Origin of the sequence: Enterococcus sp. AZ088, assembly GCF_051714845.1 — a bacterium.
Taxonomy (GTDB): Bacteria; Bacillota; Bacilli; order Lactobacillales; family Enterococcaceae; genus Enterococcus; species Enterococcus faecalis.
This window is the reverse complement of the sequence record NZ_JBIOSQ010000001.1, coordinates 600946-619362: the sequence shown is the minus strand read 5'-3', so window position 1 is coordinate 619362 and position 18417 is coordinate 600946. Positions and strand designations below refer to the sequence as shown.

The 18417-nt window shown below is 37.1% G+C and carries 13 protein-coding genes; 7 read left to right on the top strand and 6 right to left on the bottom strand.

Annotated features, from left to right (window positions below; translation table 11 throughout):
- Positions 1–18 precede the first annotated feature (18 nt).
- Positions 19–2664, bottom strand: a complete 2646-nt coding sequence (locus IGL17_RS03005; protein ID WP_016618006.1) for a calcium-translocating P-type ATPase, PMCA-type — start codon at positions 2662–2664, stop codon at positions 19–21.
- 821 nt (positions 2665–3485) lie between these two features.
- On the opposite strand from IGL17_RS03005, the gene IGL17_RS03000 reads away from it, so the two are divergent.
- Complete coding sequence (locus IGL17_RS03000; protein WP_002355748.1) at positions 3486–3791, top strand: helix-turn-helix transcriptional regulator; 306 nt, start codon at positions 3486–3488, stop codon at positions 3789–3791.
- A 344-nt stretch (positions 3792–4135) separates the two neighbouring features.
- Here IGL17_RS03000 and queA read toward each other — a convergent pair whose 3' ends face one another.
- Positions 4136–5167 (bottom strand): tRNA preQ1(34) S-adenosylmethionine ribosyltransferase-isomerase QueA, encoded by a 1032-nt coding sequence (gene queA / locus IGL17_RS02995; protein ID WP_002355747.1) that lies wholly within the window; start codon positions 5165–5167, stop codon positions 4136–4138.
- 165 nt (positions 5168–5332) lie between these two features.
- Between queA and IGL17_RS02990 the strand changes: the two genes are divergently transcribed.
- The 6 genes from IGL17_RS02990 to IGL17_RS02965 all read left to right on the top strand — a co-directional run bounded on the left by IGL17_RS02990 (position 5333) and on the right by IGL17_RS02965 (position 10807).
- A complete protein-coding gene (locus IGL17_RS02990) occupies positions 5333–6223 on the top strand; it encodes a ring-cleaving dioxygenase (protein WP_002361334.1) in 891 nt (296 codons plus the stop codon).
- Between the two features lie 626 nt (positions 6224–6849).
- On the top strand, positions 6850–8043 hold the full coding sequence (locus IGL17_RS02985) for a betaine/proline/choline family ABC transporter ATP-binding protein (RefSeq protein WP_002355745.1): 1194 nt from the start codon (positions 6850–6852) through the stop codon (positions 8041–8043).
- A 3-nt stretch (positions 8044–8046) separates the two neighbouring features.
- On the top strand, positions 8047–8682 hold the full coding sequence (locus IGL17_RS02980) for an ABC transporter permease (RefSeq protein ID WP_438759943.1): 636 nt from the start codon (positions 8047–8049) through the stop codon (positions 8680–8682).
- Between the two features lie 2 nt (positions 8683–8684).
- Positions 8685–9605, top strand: coding sequence for an osmoprotectant ABC transporter substrate-binding protein (locus tag IGL17_RS02975; protein WP_002355743.1), 921 nt, complete (start codon positions 8685–8687; stop codon positions 9603–9605).
- Between the two features lie 3 nt (positions 9606–9608).
- Positions 9609–10271 carry an ABC transporter permease gene (locus IGL17_RS02970; RefSeq protein ID WP_002363261.1) on the top strand — a complete coding sequence of 221 codons (663 nt, stop codon included), beginning with the start codon at positions 9609–9611 and terminating at the stop codon, positions 10269–10271.
- Positions 10272–10342: 71 nt separating this feature from the next.
- Complete coding sequence (locus IGL17_RS02965) at positions 10343–10807, top strand: GNAT family N-acetyltransferase (protein WP_010828598.1); 465 nt, start codon at positions 10343–10345, stop codon at positions 10805–10807.
- 63 nt (positions 10808–10870) lie between these two features.
- Here the strand turns inward: IGL17_RS02965 and IGL17_RS02960 are convergent.
- The 4 genes from IGL17_RS02960 to IGL17_RS02945 all read right to left on the bottom strand — a co-directional run bounded on the left by IGL17_RS02960 (position 10871) and on the right by IGL17_RS02945 (position 18309).
- A protein-coding gene (locus tag IGL17_RS02960) for an IS3 family transposase (protein ID WP_202255333.1) occupies positions 10871–12015 on the bottom strand; the annotation gives its coding sequence in 2 pieces (ribosomal slippage) (positions 10871–11742 and positions 11742–12015; 1146 coding nt in all).
- A 110-nt stretch (positions 12016–12125) separates the two neighbouring features.
- Positions 12126–13949 carry an APC family permease gene (locus tag IGL17_RS02955; RefSeq protein ID WP_002379167.1) on the bottom strand — a complete coding sequence of 608 codons (1824 nt, stop codon included), beginning with the start codon at positions 13947–13949 and terminating at the stop codon, positions 12126–12128.
- A 297-nt stretch (positions 13950–14246) separates the two neighbouring features.
- The gene (locus tag IGL17_RS02950; protein WP_016618058.1) at positions 14247–15416 is read right to left on the bottom strand and encodes a cation diffusion facilitator family transporter; all 1170 of its coding nucleotides are present in this window, start codon (positions 15414–15416) and stop codon (positions 14247–14249) included.
- Positions 15417–15636: 220 nt separating this feature from the next.
- Complete coding sequence (locus IGL17_RS02945; RefSeq protein WP_078126792.1) at positions 15637–18309, bottom strand: YhgE/Pip domain-containing protein; 2673 nt, start codon at positions 18307–18309, stop codon at positions 15637–15639.
- Positions 18310–18417 lie beyond the last annotated feature (108 nt).

The window sequence follows — 18417 nt, the reverse complement described above, 5'->3', positions numbered from 1 at the left end:
CTTTTATTCCTGTTAAATTTAAATTACTTCTTCTTCCTCTTCGACTTCAGAGAAATGGAACTTAATCATTTCATTGACGAAAATTGGCACAAAGGATAGGAAAATTGCTAACATCCAATGATTTAAACTAATATGCACTAATCCAAATAGTTCTTGTGTGAATGGTAATAAAGCAATGGTTGTGGTAATTAGTAATGCTAAAACGACCATTTCAAAGAGCGACTTGTTGCTTGATAATTTTACACGGAAAACAGAGTTCGCACTACGAACATTAAAGACATGTAAGATAGAGGAATAAGCTAAGATTAAAAATGCCACTGTTTGTCCAACTTCATAGCTGTTTGAAACATAGGCTGAAACACCTGGTACAAAGGCACCTAGGTAAAAACCAAACAAAGTAATGACTGTGAACACTGCTGCATTAATCCCAATCTTTTGCCATAAGCCTCGTGCAAAAATCCCTTCGTTTTTAGGGATTGGTGCCTCATCCATAATTCCTTTTTCCGCTGGTTCTTTTCCTAATGCAAAACCAGGTAACCCATCTGCGACCACGTTAACAAACAACAATTGAACTGCAGTAAATGGCGCACCCCAACCAAGTAACATGGCAATTAAAACAATAAAAATCTCAGAAATATTACAGCTTAACAAGAAGTTAATGGCTTTACGAATATTTCGGTACACGGCACGTCCTTGCGCCACTGCATCAACAATAGTTGCAAAGTTATCGTCCGTCAAAATCATATCTGAAGCGCCTTGGGCCACATCTGTTCCAGTAATCCCCATTGCGCAACCGACATCACTAGCTTTCAAGGCTGGCGCATCATTCACGCCATCTCCGGTCATTGCTACAACAGCGCCAGAACGTTGCCATGATTGAACAATTCGAATTTTATCTTCAGGGGTTACACGTGCATAAACGGATAAATCTTTAACACGTTTATCTAATTCTTCATCACTCATTTTTTTCAGTTCTGAACCAGATAAGGCTTCACTTTTATCTTTTAAAATTCCTAATTCTTTAGCAATTGCACTGGCTGTTACCACGTGATCACCAGTAATCATGACTGTTTTAATTCCAGCTTTTTTCGCACGAGCAATGGCGCCCTTACTTTCTGGACGTGGTGGATCAATCATGCCAATTAAGCCTAACAAGCGAAGATTTTTTTCTAAAGCCTCTGATGTAATTTCCTTGGGTGGTTCATCATATACGGCATAACCGACAGCAATAACTCGTAACGCTCGTTTTCCGAAACGATCATTAACAATAGCCGCTTGATCGACATCTCCGAAACCAAAACGTGGTAGTAACACATCAAAGGCTCCTTTAGTAATTGAGATGTACTTTTTCCCCCATTGATGGACCGTAGTCATCATTTTTCGTTCTGAATCAAAGGGAATTTCACCAATACGAGGATATTTTTCTTCAAGTTCTTCTTTAGTATGATAATTTTCTTCGACAGCACGAACAATTGCCGCTTCTGTCGGATTCCCTGTAACAGTTAGTTCATCGCCTTCTTTTTCCACAATGACATCTGTACATAAAGCAGCCATTTTCAATACTTCCATGGCTTCATCGGTCATGGCATCTTCCGTATCCGTTACTTCATCACCACGATGCCATACTCGGCGGACGCGCATTTTATTTTGTGTCAGTGTTCCTGTCTTATCAGAACAGATAACATTCGCAGTTCCTAGCGTTTCTACTGCTGGCAATCGACGAATAATCGCATGTTTCTTAGCCATTTTTTGAACACCATATGCTAAGGTTAACGTTACAATCACGGTTAGTGTTTCTGGTACAGCTGCCACCGCTAAGGAAACGGCTGTCATAAACATTTCAAGAAGCGGTTCTCCTTGCAGTTCACCAATAATGAAAACAATTGCCGCAGCCCCTAAGGCTAACAAACTAATACGTTTACCTAATTGATTCAAGCGTTTTTGTAATGGTGTTTTTTGCTGATCGCTGTTATTCAGTAACCCAGCAATTTTACCCATTTCTGTATTCATTCCTGTTGCAGTTACTACTGCTCGTCCGCGGCCATTCACAACGGTACAGCCTTTGAAAATCATATTTATTTGATCTCCTAAGCCATCATCGTCATGCCCCACGTATGTAGGATCTTTTTCAACAGGTTCACTTTCACCTGTTAGTGCTGACTCTTCTATGCGCATTTGAGAAGCTTGAATAAGTCGTGCATCGGCTGTAATCATTGAACCAGCTTCAAGAACTAGAACATCTCCTACTACTAGTTCTTCAGCATCGACTTCGATTACCTTGCCATCTCGTAAGACTGCACTACTTTGCTTGTTCATGTCTTGTAAAGCCGCCAGAGATTTTTCAGCATTTCCTTCTTGAACAATGGCTAAAACAGCATTGATAATCACAATTGCAATAATTAAGATTCCTTCAAAATATTCGCCATGTTCTGTTACGATTGCTGTATAAAACGAAATTGCCGCAGCAACTAATAAAATAATCGTTGTAAAATCAGATAAACTGTGAATGAATTTCTTTAACACAGAATCCTTCTTAGCCTCTTCAAATTGATTGCGGCCATTTTCTTTCAGCCGTTGTTGGGCCTCTTGTTGTGTTAAACCAGTTTCAGTATTGACTGAAACTTCTTTTGTGACAGTATCGACAGTTTGCTTGTAAGCTTCCATCCTATTCCCCCTCTAATTTTTTCTTCCTATATAATAGTGTCTCTATTAAATATAACATGATTTTTTTTGAACACGCAACTTTTTTCATCTTTGGCTTAGCGTTCTCTCATATGTCCAGAAAAAACTGGTATTTTCGTTGTTGCTACAGCAATGTTTCTATTTGATTATGGGAATTTTATGAAAAAAGAAACGAATTCAGCCAAAAAGCAATGGACATTTTTTTCATTTTGTCTGATAAAAAATAGTTTATTTCTATATATTCAACACAAAAACAACAAAAAATACAATGTTATTTAGTTCGCACAATTATTTATTTTACATGTTATAAAATAACCAGAAAAATATTATATTTAATCTTATTAATAAGTGTTATAACTTGCAAACGCTTCCAAAAGGTGCTATTCTTTAAGTGTAAGGAGGACATGCAAATCAATTGGTTGAAGATTTTCTCAGTAGATAAAAATCGGTAAACTCAAAGTTGTTAGAATTGCAAGATTCACCTGTAAACAATACGTGTAGAGTAATTGTTAGTGATAACTCGTATCGGAAAATAGGGAAAGGTTATAGAAGGATGGAGTTTCTATAAAGCATTTACCCTATCTGTTATCACCTAACGCAAGTTATCCACCATCCAAGCGTCGAAACTGTATGAAAACAAGGTTTTAGTTTCACCACATCACGTTCACCTTTTGCTTTACATGTATCGCGAAATGTAAACACTTATTCAACCAATTGATGTCTTCCCGTTAACAAGGCCGAGCTTAAATTTAAGCTCGGTTTTTTCTTTTAGGCAATAAAATATATTTGTATCAAATAATCATATGTGTTATATTCAAGGTGCACATTCTATTTTATCTTCTTTTAAAGGAGGGAATGCTATGCGAAAAAAGAAAAAATCTTCGTTTGAAAGTTCAATTCATGTTTATCGTGCTATGGCTCGTATGACCCAGCAAGATTTGGCTAATCGAGTCGGTGTCTCTCGACAAACAATTATTCAACTGGAACGAAACAAGTACAATCCTTCATTACTTCTTGCGCATGACATCGCGAACGTCTTTGGCGTAACCATTGATGATGTGTTCACCTTCAAAGAAACACTGAATGACGATGTAGAACAAGAAGCCTAAACAGTATAAGCTGTACTTAACAAGACAATTTTTCTGATTGTACTTGGAGTTGCCGAGGTACAACTTAGTACCGGCAATACGAAGAAAGCACTTCTTCGTATTGTTGTTTCAATAATTAATCTTTTCTTACATAAAAAAAGAACGGCGCAACCTTGGTTGCGTCGTTCTTTTTATTCTAAGATTGTCTACTAAGCATTTTTGCTCTAGTAGCGTTTTGGTTTCTAACTTTATTATTTACAGGGGAAGAAAAAATAAAGCACACCTTTACTGTGATTCCAAAAATCACGTGTTTATCATAATATATTTTTGTTTCAATCCCAAGTATTCTGCTCACAAAGTGTCGCTTATTTAATAAACATTGCATCGCCAAAACTAAAGAAACGATATTTTTCCTCAATTGCATGTTGATAAGCAGCCAATGTTAAGTCTTTTCCTGCAAAGGCACTCACAAGCATCACCAACGTAGACTTTGGTAAATGGAAGTTCGTTGAAAAAGCCTCTACGACTTTAAATTGATACCCTGGTGTGATAAAAATATCGGTCCAGCCACTGTCAGCTTGGATTTCACCATTAAATTTTGTGCCAATTGTTTCCAACGTACGAATAGAAGTTGTTCCAACCGCAACAATCCGACCGCCTGCTTGGCGCACTTCATTTAATTGCTTAGCCGCTTCTTCAGTTAAACGATAGAATTCGCTATGCATATGATGTTCTTCTATATTATCAACGCTCACGGGACGGAATGTTCCTAAACCGACATGTAAAGTTAAATAAACGAGATGAACACCTTTTGCTTTGATCTCTTCTAATAGTTCTTTTGTAAAATGCAAACCCGCTGTTGGTGCTGCAGCTGAACCATTTTCTTCAGCATAAACCGTTTGATAACGATCTGGGTCATCTAGACGTTCTTTGATATATGGCGGCAATGGCATTTCTCCTAACGATTCTAAAATTTCTAAGAAAATACCATCATATTTAAATTCAATGATTCGACCACCATGTTCCAACTCTTCTTTAACCACCGCTTTTAGGCGACCATCGCCAAATTGAATTTCCGTGCCGACTTTTGCACGTTTCGCGGGTTTAATCAAGGTTTCCCATGTATCGCCTTCTGTATTTGTTAAAAGTAAAACTTCCAAATGACCGCCTGTTTCAGGTTTTTCTCCATATAAACGGGCCGGCAGTACCCGGGTATTATTCATGACTAATGCATCCCCAGGCTGTAATTCATCAAGAATATCATGGAAATGTTTATCCTCCATGTCCCCTGTTTCTTTATTTACAACTAATAATCGTGAACTAGCGCGATCTTTTAGTGGGGTTTGAGCAATTAATTCTTCTGGTAAATCAAAATCAAAATCTTCTGTACTTAGCATTTCCGTCACTCTTTCTACTAGTTTTTATCTTGGTTATTCTAACACTTTTTCTTGTTTCTGGCTATGTCAGCCTTCTGAATCAAACTAAATAGTTGTCAAAAAATGTCAGAAGCACTATACTTACTTTAAGTAAGTATACATAGTTATTTAGAGGAGGAACTCAAAATGCATGCTCAATTTCATCATGTTTCACTATTAGCGCGTCATGGTCAAGAAAACCAATCATTCTATACAAAATTGTTAGGCTTACGTTTTGTCAAAAATACCGTCAATCAAGACAACAATCGCATGCCTCATTATTTTTATGGCGATTATCAAGGCACACCGGGAAGCTTAGTAACTTTTTTTATCGTGCCCTTATTAGGCAACCGCTATGAAGAAAAAAATTATTTAGCCACGATTGGCTTAAAAATTCCCCAAAACAGCCTTTCCTTTTGGGAACAACGTTTAACAGAAAACAAAATTCCATTTAACAAAAAAGAAAAGAGCCTACATTTCAGTGATCCAGATGATACGCATATTATCCTGACAGAAGTTCCTGAAAATCCATTAAAAGAAACACTCGTTGTTTCTAACGACATTCCAGCAGCGGTTCAAATTATCGGTTTGGCCTCTACTGAATTTCATGTGCCAGATTCTGAAAAAACCTTGGCCTTTTTTGAAACATTTCTTGGTTGGCAAGCAGTTGGCAATACGATTATTTTAAGTGAGACGGAAAGCTTTTCTGTTCATCAAACAACGTCGGATAAAACAAGCCGAATGGGGCGTGGCAGTATGGATCATATTGCTTTTTCTGTGGCTGATGATGAAGCATTACAAGAACTACACACGCGCGCTTTAGCACAAGGCTGGGAAATTGAAATGTATGTAAGTCGTGGATATTTTAAAAGTTTATACATTCGTGAACCAGGCGGGAATCGGGTTGAATTTGCTACTTTGGCTCCTGGTTTTACATTGGATGAGCCTCTGGAACATTTAGGGGAAACGTTGGCTTTACCGCCTTTTTTAGAACCAAAACGGACTGCAATTGAAGCCAACCTCTACAAAGACATGTAACCAACGCTTTAGAAAACAACGGAAGACGGACGTAATAATCGGTGACAAAATTACGTCCGTCTCTCTTCCCCTATGTTTGAATGTTTGAACAAGAGAATAAAAAATGACCTTCAGATTTTTCTGAACGTCATTGCACATTCCATAAAAAGCATCCTTCGTTCTTCCACTTCTTACTTCTTAAAAAAACTGGTAATTTTTTCAAAAATTCAGTAAAATAAAAGTGATCAATGGTTTCCATTGATTGAACGGGCAACTTGATGGTCCACTTGCACAGGTGACTATTCAAGGCTTCGTGATTTAGTTGCCGCTAAATCATGAAGCGCCTTTTTTTATTTTATTCCCTTGTTCTCTTTCCATTCTAATGAAAAACTCAGCTCCCGTCAACTTGCTACAAAGGACACTTTTCTTTGTTATAGCGGCTTTTCTTCCTTCTCAGAATACTCTTTTTAACATCTTGTTTCGTTCAGATAACTTTTACTAAACAATAGTTATCTTTTCTTTTTTTTAGAACGAATTAAAAAAATTTTACCGCCTTCTTTTTCCCATTAAAAATAGATTACATTTGTCGAAATCGCATTTTTATAGCATACTAGTAATAAGATACATTTTCAAAATATTTAGTTGAGGTGAGTAAGTTGATAGAATTTCAGCATGTATCAAAATTTTATAAAGGCGGAAAAGTCGCCGTTGATGACATTAATTTGTCTTTCGATAAAGGTGAATTTATCTGCTTCATCGGAACAAGTGGTAGTGGAAAAACAACATCAATGCGGATGCTTAACCGCATGACCGACCCTTCAAAAGGAAAAATTTTAATTGATGGCCAAGATATTCAAAAAATCAATCCTGTAGAGCTACGTCGCCAAATTGGCTATGTCATTCAAAATATCGGCTTGATGCCTCACATGACCATTCGTGAAAATATCGTTTTAGTGCCTAAATTATTAAAAGTACCTGTGGAAGAACGCAATAAGATAGCTGAAAAAATGATTGATTTGGTTGAGTTACCACGAGAAATGTTGGACCGCTATCCCAATGAACTTTCTGGCGGACAACAACAAAGAATCGGCGTTGTGCGGGCTTTAGCTGCCAATCAAGATATTATTCTAATGGATGAACCTTTTGGTGCTTTAGATCCTATCACCCGTGATTCATTACAAGATTTAGTGAAAGATTTGCAAGAACGTTTAGGAAAAACTATCGTCTTTGTTACTCATGATATGGATGAAGCGTTGAAATTAGCAAATAAAATTGCCATTATGAGCGAAGGCAAAGTAATTCAATTTGACACACCAGATAATATTTTACGTCATCCAGCCAATGAATTTGTAGAAGAACTCATCGGAGAAGATCGCCTATTACAAGCCAAACCTGATTTCACCACTGTTGATGAAGTCATGTTAAATTCAGCTATTACTATCACGCCGGAAAAATCTTTACAAGAAGCGATTAAATTGATGCGTGAAAAACGGGTTGATACCTTATTAGTTGTTGATAATTCCCATGTGCTTAAAGGCTTTATCGATGTTGAAACATTAGATCAGCAACGTGGCAAAGCTTCTAGTGTCGGTGATATCTTGAATAAAGATGTCTTCTTTGTTCAAAAAACCGCTCTTTTACGTGATGCTTTACAAAGAATCTTAAAACGTGGCTTAAAATATGTGCCAGTCGTTGATGAACAAAAACGAGTGGTGGGCATCTTAACACGTGCTTCCCTTGTTGACATTGTTTATGATGTTATCTGGGGCGATGAAACAACGATTAGTGAAGCTGTAGAAGCAAAACAAAGCGAGTCCGAAACTGATAAAGAGGAGGCGTAAGCAATGAGTAGCTTCTTTCAAGAATATGGATCAGAAATGATTTCAAAAAGTATTGAACATATTTATATTTCATTCTTTGCACTTTTATTAGGGGTCGCTATCGCTGTGCCCGTTGGCGTTTGGTTAACACGTTTGCCCAAAGTAGCCAATATTGTCATTGGTTTAACAAGTGCCTTACAAACGGTTCCTTCGTTGGCTTTATTAGCTTTGATGATTCCAATTTTTGGTGTCGGCAAAACACCCGCTATTATCGCGCTATTCATCTATTCCCTTCTACCTATTTTAAGAAACACGTATATCGGAATGAAAAATGTCGATGAAAATTACCGAGATGTTGCTAAAGGCATGGGCATGACCAATTTACAGTCTATTTTTAGTGTTGAATTACCCATTGCCATGCCAACAATTATGGCCGGCATTCGTTTAGCTGCTGTCTATGTCATAGCTTGGGCTACACTGGCTTCTTATATTGGTGCAGGTGGTCTTGGTGATATGATTTTCAGTGGATTAAATAACTATCAGCCAGAATTAATCTTTGGCGGGACTATTCCGATAACTATTTTAGCGCTTTTAGCAGATGTTCTTCTTGGATTATTAGAAAATCGTTTAACGCCAAAAGCTTTAAGGGAGGGCGAATAATGATGAAAAAGAAACTCAAGTTAAGCTTACTCTTCTTAAGCAGTTTACTTTTATTGGCAGGTTGTTCTTTACCTGGTCTCGCTTCAACTTCTGATGATAACACTGTCGCCATTACAGGTGGGATTACTTCAGAAGCGCAGATTTTAGGGAGCATTGTAGCGGATATGGTTGAGCATTACACAGATAAAAAAACAAATGTGATTAACAACTTAGCCACTACTACCATCAATCACCAAGCAATGTTAAACGGAGATGCCTCAATTTCTGCAGCTCGTTATACTGGTACTGACGTGACTACTACGCTTGGTTTACCAGCGGAAAAAGACCCTAAAAAAGCGTTCAATCTAGTTCAATCAGAATTTGAAAAACGTTATCAACAAACTTGGTTCCCTTCATATGGGTTTGAAAATACTTATGTATTCTTAGTTACAAAAGAAACGGCTGAGAAATACAATTTAAAAACAGTCAGTGATTTAGGGAAAGTCGCAGACAAATTAGTTGCTGGTGTCGATACTGCGTGGATCACACGTGAAGGCGACGGTTATGAAGGCTTTAAAAAGGAATACAACTTCCAATTTAAATCTATTTTACCAATGCAAATTGGCTTGGTGTACGATGCAGTCAACGCTGGAAAAATGGACGTCATCTTAGGTTACTCAACAGATGGCCGGATTGGTAGTTACGATTTAGTCATGTTAAAAGATGACAAGCGCTTCTTCCCGCCTTATGATGCCGCTCCTGTGGTTAGTGACAAATTATTAAAAGAAACGCCGGAAATTAAAGATGTCTTAAATCGCTTAGATGGTAAAATTTCTACCAAAAAAATGCAAGAATTGAACTATCAAGCAGATAATGATTTAATTGAACCTGCGGTCGTAGCCGAACGTTTCTTAAAAGAAAATAACTATTTTGAGGGGGAGTAACAGATGAATAATATGAATTTATTCCAACAATTTATCTACTATTTCCAACAAAATGGCGGCTACGTCTTTCAACAATTTTTACGTCACTTTTTAATTTCGATTTATGGCGTAATCTTTGCTGCAATTGTCGGGATTCCTATCGGGATTATGATTTCACGTAAACGTAGCTTAGCCAACTGGATTATCCGTTTAGCGAACATTATCCAAACAGTACCAGCTTTGGCAATGCTTTCGATTTTAATGTTGGGAATGGGCTTAGGCGTCAACACGGTGGTTGTAACGGTCTTCCTTTATTCTCTCCTACCAATTATCAAAAATACGTACACTGGTATGATTCAAGTGGATCGCAATATTTTAGATGTTGGTAAAGGAATGGGTATGACAAAAGTACAACTCCTTTATATGGTCGAGTTACCTTTATCTGTGTCAGTAATCATGGCAGGTATTCGAAATGCGTTAGTCGTCGCAATCGGGATTACTGCGATTGGTGCTTTCGTTGGTGCTGGTGGTTTAGGGGATATTATTATTCGTGGAACCAATGCCACAGATGGTGCTTCTATCATTTTAGTCGGTGCCTTACCAACGGCCTTTATGGCGATTATCACAGATTGGGTTCTAGGGATTATTGAACGTCGTTTAGACCCAGCTAGCAAACATTCCAATTAATAAAAAATAAAGAGCAGATCCAACATTGTTTCTTTTCAATGGGATCTGTTCTTTTATCTAGGAGATTAATAATGTCTAACTATACTATTATCGATTTAAACCAACAACCACGCTTAATTCCGTCAGCTGCTCAATGGTTTAGCCAAAAGTGGCAAATCCCCGCTGAAGCGTATCAAGCAAGTATGCAGGAAATGCTAACTAGTGAAAACCACGTACCACATTGGTGGGTCTGCTTGAATAAACAGCAGGACATCGTTGCAGGCGTGGGCGTAATTGATAATGACTTCCACCATCGTGCAGACCTTACGCCAAACCTTTGTGCATTGTATGTTGAACCAACATTTCGTCACCAAGGCTTAGCAGGAATTCTTTTAACAACAGTTGGTGATTTTCTTGCTAATTCTGGATTTAAAAAGTTTTATTTGCTTACAGACCATACTACTTTTTATGAAAGATATGACTGGGAATTTTTGACAATGGTAACCACTGAAGAGCAGTCTTGCGCTAGAATTTATCAAAAACAATTACGTCAATAAAAAAATCTGCCATCAAAAGGGAACTGACCTAAGATTGTGAGACAGGAATAAAAAAGCATTTTCCTAGACTGCTGATTTCCGATAATCTATCGGCGATTGGTAGTCTAGTTTTTGTTGAATTCGACTTTCATTATAATAAGTAATGTATTTTTTTACAATTTCTATTACAATAGATGTAGGTTCATTTGTGAGCCCATCTAAGTAGAACGTTTCAGACTTTAGTGAGGCATGAAACGATTCGATGCAGGCATTATCTGAAGGTGTCCCTTTGCGGGACATACTCATGGTAATGCCTTTTGTTTTTATTTGATTCTGGTAGTCAAAAGAAGTATAAACAGAGCCCTGATCACTATGCAATAGACAATCCGTTGTTTGGGGCAATTGATCAAGTGTATCCAGAACAAAAGCCGTATCTTGCTTATCACCGATGGTATAGGCGATAATTTCACCATTGTATAAATCCATAATTGAAGACAAATACAATTGCTTTTGACCAAAAGGCAGATAAGTAATATCTGTTACCAATTTCTTTAAAGGAGCGTCTGAAGAAAATTGTCTATTTAGCTTGTTCTCGACAACCGTGTAAGGTTGTCCCACTTTACTGCGTTTCTTCATTTTCACGCGACAATTCCAATGATATTTCTGCATAATCTTTTGTACGGTGTTTTTGTTTACTTTGTATTCCTGATTAATCAACGCAGTAATCTTTCGATAGCCATATCGAAACTTATGCTGGAAGCAAAGTCGACGAACGGCTTCTTCAAGAGGTGTTAACTTTCCCAAGTCTTTTCGATGAGTCCAACGATAATAAGTAGCTCGCGAAACGCCGAAAAGTTGACACAATGCAGTAATGGTTATTTTTCCTTTCATTTTTTTAACTAATTCTACAAATATTTCTGGCTCCACGTCCTTTCCAATTCTTTGTACTTTTTTAGCACCTCAATATGCATTTTTAAATAGTTATTTTCATTTCTAAGCTGTTGTTCATTTGATCGAATTTCTGGACCTTTTCCATAAGCATATTGTTTTCCAACGGGTTGAACCAGACGATGATTCTCGCCATTACGGTACCAACGCCACCATGTTTCAATTTGTGTTTTGTTTTTAATGCCTAATTCTTCCATAATCATTTTTACAGGAATATTCTCTTTTTTCATCTGTATAGCCATTTCTTTGATGTGAATCGGATAAGACACTCGATTTCCCATTGAAAAAGCACCTCCTAGTTAAATTCATTTTAACGTGAATTCAACAAGAGGTGCTTTTTTATTTTGTCTCAGTTTATTGGGTCAGTTCAAAAGATGGCAGACTTTTTTATTTATTTTTTCAAGTGATAACTATAGGTAGCCACAATAATATTTTCCCGCCACGCTAAACGAATCCGCAAGCGTAAACTTGTTTGGTTATGCAAAATATTTTGCCAACGTTTATTCGGTACAAATTGTGGTACTAAAACCGTTGTACTGTAGTTATGCTTCGTGGCATTTTTACTAACCAAATCAACATAACGTAAGATAGGGTTTTGCAGTGAACGATACGAAGAATGGACAATTGATAGACGAACATCCGGGAAGTGTTTTTTAAACTCTTCCTGAATTTCTTTTTCCTTCTCAACGTTTTCATCCATTGAGACATGCATAGCAACAACATAATCACCAATGGAACGCGCATAGTTCAAGGCGCCGACATTTGCCTTGGTTACGTTCCCTACTAGAACAATAACTGTATTCCCATCAAACTCATGCAACTGTGCCCCATCTTCTAAACGTAGCTGTTCCGCCACATTCTTATAGTGAGTATTGACTCGATAAAATGCATAAATCAACACCGGCATAATAATAAAGAACGGCCAGATGTCCCCTAATCGATAAATAAACAAAATGGCGATAATCGCGAAAGAGATAAAGGCGCCGACAATGTTAGCAATTGATTTTGGCAACCAATTTTTAGTTTCTTTTCGCCATTTTACAACCATCCCCGATTGAGACAAAGCAAACGGAATAAACACACCAATTGAATACAATGGGATTAAACGTTCTGTGGAACCTTGGAAAATCAATAATAAAACAATGGAACCAGCAGCTAAAGTTAAAATACCATTTGAATAGCCTAAACGGTCGCCACGATCCATATACATATGCGGCATAAACTTATCTTTGGCTAAGTTATAAGCCAAAACTGGAAAGGCTGAGAATCCTGTGTTAGCGGCAACCGCTAAAATTAAGGCTGTCGCAAACTGTAATAAATAATATAAAATATTTTGACCAAAGACCGCTTTCCCAATTTGTGAAAGAACTGTCACTTCTTCTTTTGGCACAATCCCATACCAATAGTTAATAAACGTAATCCCCACGAAGAAGAACCCTAAAATCGTTGCCATTAACGCTAACGTCCCAGCAGCATTTTTTGCTCGTGGTTTCTTAAAGAATGGCACTGCATTACTGATTGCTTCAACCCCTGTTAAGGAAGAAGAACCAGATGAAAACGCCCGTAAAACTAAGGCAATAGAAATTCCTGGAACCACGGCTCCTGGTAAAGCTGTCGCATTCAATGGCTGTGCGCCAGTCACAATTTTAAATAGCCCAACAACAATCAGTAAGGTAATAATTGCGATAAAACTATACACTGGCAACATTAAGAACGAAGCAGATTCTCGCAGGCCTCTCAAGTTCATTAAGGTAATCAATATCACAATCCCAATAGAAATTGCTACTTGATGACCATATAACGCCGGAATCGCCGATATAATCGCCTCTGCGCCCGCTGAAACTGAAACGGCTACTGTTAGCATATAATCGACTAACAACGAACCACCAGCCAATAAACCGGCATTTCTGCCGAGGTTTTCACTACTAACAACGTATGCGCCGCCGCCATGCGGATACGCATGAATAATTTGTCGGTACGACAATGTTAAAGAAATAAGTAAAATAATAACAAATGCAGCAATTGGCAATGAATACCAAATCGCAGCCGCCGACAAAGTAACCAGAACCACCACTATTTGTTCTGTACCATACGCAATGGATGAAAGTGCATCAGAAGATAACAACGCAAGCGCTGCAAATCTGCTTAATTTATGTTCATCATTTTCGGCTGATTTCAATGGTTTCCCAATGAACAGTCGTTTTAAATCCGCCATTTTTTTCTACTCCTTTTCTCTAGAGTGACCCGCTCACTTTTTTCATTATTTTTTATCAAACAAATCCATATGCTACGCTTCTCACAATGAAAAGTCAATTGATTTTTGTTACTGAAAAAGATAAAAAAATCACCATCTTTTTTTAATCAGACACTCATTTAAAGTCCCCCGCTTCCTTTATCTTATCAAGAGAATCCAGATAACAAAAGGATTTGCATTCTCTAAACAAAAAAGCGAGAGCTAAAAGTCTATTTGACCTTTTGGCTCTCGCTTAAAAACTTAGTTAATTATTCCCTTTTATTGTAACAAGTACGTATGATCGAAGGTAATTTCCACTTTATAACGACCAATTTTTTCATAAACTTGCCGCTGAATTTCCACACCCAGTTCAAATTCAGATAATTTTGATTCTGTAGGCAAAACCAAGTCGAACAAAATCTTCGGCTCTTCGCCATGGGTAACTAAACGGATATCATGAACTTTTAAAGACGCATCAAAAGAACGAATAATCTTTTTGATTGTTTGATGAACAAATTGTTGTGTTGGGTCATACAAATTCACTGGATCAATATGACAAACAAGATTAACATCCAATTCTTCTTTAAACTTCTCTTCAATCGCATCGATTGTCTGATGGGCTTTATTTAAATCCCAGCGATCATCAATTTCAATGTGAACAGACGCAAACGTTTGGCTAGGACCATAATTATGAATCAGTAAATCGTGATACCCTACAATTGTTTCCATTTTTGATAAGACATTCTTCATTTCATCAATTTCTGTTTGGCTCGGACGCATGCCCATCAACTCATTAATAAATTCGCGAATTAACTGCAAGCCACTATAAATAATATATGCAGCAATTAAAAAACCAATATATCCATCAATTCGCAAACCAGTGACGCCTTCAATAAATGCAGAAACCAAAACAGCTAATGTAGTATAAACATCATTAAAGCTATCCTTAGCAGAAGCAACTAATGCTTGAGAATCAATTTTTGCTGATACTTTTTTGTAAAACAGCCCTTGCCAAATTTTAATCCCAATTGATAAAGCTAAAACAGCAAATAAAATGGGTGTCACCTTGATTGATTCTGGATGCAGGATGCGATCAACGGAGGTCGTTAGAAACTCAAACCCAATAAACGTAATCACTAATGATACAAGCATTCCACTAATATATTCAAAACGTTCATGGCCATAGGGATGTTCTTTATCCGCTGGCTTACCAGCAATATAAAAACCGACTAATGTTAAAACTGAAGAAATAGTATCGGACAAGCTATTAATGGCATCTGCCATGATTGAAACACTACCTGAAAGCAAGCCAATCATAAATTTACTAACGAATAAAAATAAATTAGAAACAAGCCCAATCCGCCCGGCAAAAGCACCGAATGCTGTTCGTTTTTCCAATTTACGACGTTCAATTTTTTTCTCATATCGTTGAAGCAATGCTTGAATCATTTTACAACCCCTACCCACTTTTTATTTCTTAAAAAAATACTATAAAACCTTTTTATACATTTGTACACAAAAAACCTCACTTTCTGAGGGAGATTTTATTATTTAGCATTGCCAAAAAGTCAAAAGCAAGAGCCCCCAAAACTTCTTTGTTAGGGTTGCCTTGAAAATAAAGAAAAACAAAAAGCCGAAAACGCTAGAGACGTTTTCAGCTTTTTGTTTTTTAATGGAATAAATGGCTCTTTTGTGCTAAAGCCGCAAATTTTTTCGATCTGTGTTCCAGATGTGGATAAAGAATTGCGCCGCCAATACTAAAGACGACTGAAATCCCCACCATAATCCAAATGGCAAACCAAGCATTTGGCCAGTAAATGCCTCCTGCTGATTCCCTTAGCAAGTTCACGGCATGCGTAAACGGCAAGAACGGATTAATCATTTGGAAGAATTTACCTGAGACTTGAATTGGGTAGTTCCCACCCCCACCAGAGATGGATAGTACCAAGATTATTATCGCAATTCCTTTCCCTACATTGCCAAAGAGAGCAACGAGCACATAAACCATTATCATAAACGTAATGGCAATCAATACCGCAAACCAGACACTATACGCTGGATTACGAACATCTACGCCTAACGCAAAGTAATTACCTAAGGTTACAATCAGTGCTTGACCAATCCCCATGACAATGAAGGTAAACATCCGTGCTGAAAATTGTTCCCGTTTAGAGAAGCGTTTTTTATCTTTTCCTTCGAGATAAACATCCGTTGTCGCAACACTTGAGAATAACACAGCGCCAACCCATAAACACAAAGCTGTATAGAATGGCGTACTTGCCGAACCATTATTAGCAATCGGATAAACAGCATGTTCTTTGACTTCAACTGGTTGTGTAAAGAAGTCACTTTCTTTATTGGCATCTAATTTTAGTAATTTAAGAATTTCGCCTAAGTCAACTTCTTTTTCACCTTTACGGATTGCATTCGCTGCTTTGTGTAATCCTGTTTTGATATTTGGCCAATCATTAATAATCAGCTCGTTGGCTTTGTCTAAGGCCGCTTCAACATCTGGCATTTTCTCATTGACTGTTTTCAAGGTATTCGTTAAATCTTTTCGGATACCTGGATAGTCATTTTGCATAAAGGCTGCCGCTTTGCTGACTTTGTCTTGAATGACTGGTAAATCATTTTTATACAAATCAGCACCACGATTAATGCCATTGACAATGGTTTCCATATTGCCATTCAACATCGTATTCGCATCATGAATTTCTTGTTTAATTGCCGGCATTTCGGCTTGATATTTTTCTAATAAAGAAATCGCATTAGTGACCGTTTGACTTGTTGAGCTCAATAATCCTTCAAAGTCAATTTGTTGCGCTTTGTTTAGTTGACCTTGAGCGTTTTGGATGGTACTAGTTAGTTTGTTTAAAATGGTGCTTACTGTATTTTCAATTGCATCAGGGTCAATATTTTTTTCACTTACGAAGCTCTCAATTTGTTGTGCTTCTTTTTGAATTTCTTCCAATCGTTCATCAGTTACCGCGTTCACATCAATGTTATCAACATCTGTTTTTAACCTAACTACAATACCATCAATCGTTTTCAATTTATTGATAGTATCTTGTAACGCCTCACTACCTGTTGCTTCTTGCATTTGTGTAAACAGTTGAATCAGCTGTTGGATATTTTCATGTTGTTTTCCTAAACTTTCAGACAGTTGTTGCTTAATTGCTTCTCTTTCTTCAACTGGTAAACGATGATTTTTTAAATCTTCTAGTGCTGTATTTACACCAGCGCTAATTGTTCCAATTGCTTTTAAAATCGTCCCCACACTTTGAGTAATTCCAGGTAACGCCTTTTCCAATTGAGTGGCGCCATCTAATGTGACATTCCCTAAATCATTGGCTTGATCACCTAGTTTACGAATATCTGGTAACGCCGTTTGAACTTGTTGAATGATTTCTAATCCTTGTTTTGCTTCTTGGATTCCTTCGCTCATTGTTTGTTCCACAGAGGCAAAGTCTTCATCAATCATAGCAATTTGTCGGCCAGCGTTTTGAATTTCTGGAATTTTTTCTTGTAACGTCAAAATAACACTAGCTTGTTCTTTGATGCTTGGCATTTTGCCATTTAGCTCAACAATCTTCTCTCCTAAAGCATCCACTTCAGGTAAATATTTCATCGCATCGTTGGCTTTCGCTAATTTTTCTTTTAGCTCAGGCATCTTACCATGTAAGTCTGTGACTTGTTTTGCATACGTATCAATGGTTCCAATGTTGGCATCTGTATCTAAAATCATGCTCTTAACTTTTTGAATGCTGACCATGTTTTTATCAATATCATAGCCAATATCATTGAATGTTTTGATTAACGTACTACTTGCTGTTTTGATGAATTCTTCCGAAATTTGTGACTGAATGGAAGAAGCGCCTTTTGACGTAATTTTCGGCGCAATTGCATTAATTTTTTCATTGATTGAGTATTCAATTTTAGGTTTATTGATATCACCAGAAGTAAAACTTAGCAAATCTTTGGAAAAATCTTTAGGTAAATAAATCCCGGCAAAATATTTTCCTGATTGGACCCCTTTGTCTAATTCCTTTTTCGAATCAACAAAACGCCAACCTAATTGCTTGTTTTTCTTCAAGTTTTTCAAGACTTCATCACCAATATTGACCGATTTATCTTGAAAAGTTGCTGTTTGGTCATCACTATAGACCGCTATTGGTAACTCTCCTGTATTTGAATACGGATCCCATAGTGCTTTAATGTTAAACCATGCATATAATGATGGAATAATCATTAAGGCAACAATCAAAAATGTTGCTACTGGGTTTTTAAAAATTCTTTTCCAATCTAAAATAAATAGTTCCCATGTATTTTTTATATGTTTCATAAAATCACCTGCTTTTTTTTGTGCCTGAATAACTTTAGCATAAAATACAAGAGAATAACAAACAAAAGCTTGAATGTTACGACACATTTTTAAAATGTCGTAAGTTCA